Genomic DNA, 2,478 nt, shown 5'->3' with positions numbered 1-2,478 from the left:
GTATTTGCACCCCATAGAATTATTCAATTACTCTATAATAAAAACCCAGAAGTAATGAATAAACTAGCTAAACCACCGTTTCAAATTGCAGATCTGAAAGTTAAGTGAGCAGTGAGTAGTGGGCTGTTAAATAGTGAAAATAAGTAAATGAGTTTTAAAACATTATTAGCATATCAAAAAGGATTTGAGCTAGTTATGGATATATTCCAAATAACTAAAACATTTCCAAAATCAGAGTTATTTAGTTTAACATCTCAAATTAATAGCTCTAGTAGAGCTGTTTGTTCAGCAATAGCTGAAGGTTATAGAAAAAGACAATATGAAAAGCATTTTAAAAGTAAAATGTAAGATGCAGATAGTGAAAATTCAGAAACCCAATTGTGGTTAGACTTTGCACTAGTGAATACATTTCAAAAGATAAAAAAGTAGAATTAGAAGATAAAAGTATAGAAGCAGGCAAGCTTTTAAACTATATGATTAATAATCCCGATAAATTCGGAGTAAAAAAGGATGATATAGTAAGCAGTATGCAATAGGCAGTAAGTTAGCCTTGTTAAAAAACACGTTCGAGTAAGCACTGTATACTGATAACTGAATACTGAAAACTAAATAAACTGGAGTCAGTACTGTGTACTGCAAACTGAAAACTGAAGACTAAAAAATATGGAACACAACTCAACCTTCCCTATAAAGCAAAACGAATTAAATATGCTTCGTGAAGAAGCTAGTGGCTATTTAAAAAGTATACAATGGGAGCAAGGACAGCGAGCAAAAAATAAAGATAAGGACGCCAAAGACGAATCGATATTACTGTATCTATCTCGTGCCAATAATGGAAGTGGCGCAATAGAGGTTACCTCTGTGTCTAAAACCATTTTAGCATTAAAAAAGCGCTTATTACCAGATTCAGTAGCCTTACCATTACGATTAAACCAAACCTTACATGCAGTACAAGAAGGTTTAACATTAGGGATTTGGATAAAAGATAGTTATTACGATGCCTCTGGGTTATCTGCATTAAACGAACGTAAAAGCACTTTAGATGCTAACGGAAAGCGAGAGTTCGAGAGTAAAATGCATACTGCTACAGCATTCATGCTATTCGCAACAGCTTATCATATATTACACACGTTAAAACCATATGCTTCAGACGATTTAAGTGTGATGAAGCAAAAGTTTGCAGGCTTACCAGAAGTCTCTTTTCTATCACCTTTAAAAGGAGTAGCCTGTAACTTATTCTATTTCGATAAATATTTAGGCCATCCAGACATTATAAAGTCCGATAAAGATGTCATAGATTTTACAGTAGTCTATTTTGAAGCAGTAATAGACGAAATTCAATTACGAAAAAGTAGTTTAGAATATACCGAAACTATAGAAGATCGTACTTATAAATTAGAAAACTCAGAATTTGCAATATCAGGTTGGAGTAATGTGTTTTCTGGAGCAGCAAAAAGTGTAGAGTTTAATAAAATTAAGTTCGAACAAATTGTAGGAAATCGTGATGCCAAACACTTTGCAAGACGTTTAACAGAACGTATGTTAAGTTACGATTTCGAGGCAAAGAAAAACCCGTTTCAAGAACTAGGAGGATTCATGCCCGTATTTATGGGCTATGGAATCCCAGGAACAGGAAAAAGTATGCTTATTGCAGCAATTGCTACGCGATTAAAAGAACATTGCGATAATCTAGATATTCCGTTTTTATTCCACCCCATGCCAGATACTTTAATAAGTACATTTCAAGGTGGATCTGCCGAAAAAATGGTAGAATGGATGAAACCAATGCAAGACCCTTCAAAATTAATATTTGCACCAATAGATGATGCAGAAAATAATTTACAAGAACGAACAGCTCAAGGCGTTTCGGCAGGTGTAAAAGAAGTTATAGGCGTATTTTTGCGTTATACAGAAGGCGCTTATGCAGTAAATTACGGTAATAGCTCTATAGGTTTATTTACAAACCTACCAGAAATGCTAGATAAAGCTGTTATTTCTAGAGTACAAGGCCGATTTAAAATAGATGGCGCAAGAACAGAACACGATTTCTTAGATCAAGATCATTTATGGTGGCGCAAACTGGAAGACACGATGCCAGATTTTATAAATATGGTAAAACCTACCGATTATACCTTTTTACAAGACCAAGGCTTAGCTAAAAACATGGGGGATATTTTAAACAGTGTAGAAAAACCCTCAGAAGCAAGAGTACTAGAAGCCTATGCAAAAGCAGAACATAAACATAATGTAAACAATCATCAATTTTTTGCAACCCTGTATAAAGAAATTCAGACTATATTTCCGTTCTTCTCTTCAAGAGATGTTAGAAATATACAATCGGCAATATCATTGCGTTTAACCGATTTCGATTTAGAACAAGATTGGTTCGATAATCCTGAAATATATTTCAAAAAAGATTACGAAACCAAGTTTAACATGCTTCAGGAATTAATGAAAGCAAACATGAAAGGCTTAAAC

The 2,478-nt window shown here is 33.9% G+C and carries 3 protein-coding genes; all 3 read left to right on the top strand.

Annotation, left to right across the window (positions count from 1 at the left end; genetic code table 11):
- Window positions 1-147 precede the first annotated feature (147 nt).
- Window positions 148-348, top strand: coding sequence for a four helix bundle protein (locus tag ACVC2P_RS14995; RefSeq protein ID WP_452599268.1), 201 nt, complete (start codon window positions 148-150; stop codon window positions 346-348).
- Window positions 349-380: 32 nt separating this feature from the next.
- A complete protein-coding gene (locus tag ACVC2P_RS14990) occupies window positions 381-536 on the top strand; it encodes a hypothetical protein (RefSeq protein ID WP_452599267.1) in 156 nt (51 codons plus the stop codon).
- A gap of 127 nt (window positions 537-663) precedes the next feature.
- The coding region (locus tag ACVC2P_RS14985) for an AAA family ATPase (protein ID WP_452599266.1) at window positions 664-2,478 on the top strand (1,815 nt) is incomplete at its 3' end.

The organism is Pontimicrobium sp. MEBiC01747 (genome assembly GCF_053601635.1).
The sequence above is the reverse complement of the archived record's forward strand: the minus strand, read 5'-3'. Positions and strand labels throughout refer to the sequence as shown.

Coding starts and splice junctions, on each gene's coding strand:
- ACVC2P_RS14995 (WP_452599268.1), top strand. CDS start 148: ATGAGTTTTAAAACATTATTAGCATATCAAAAAGGATTTGAGCTAGTT.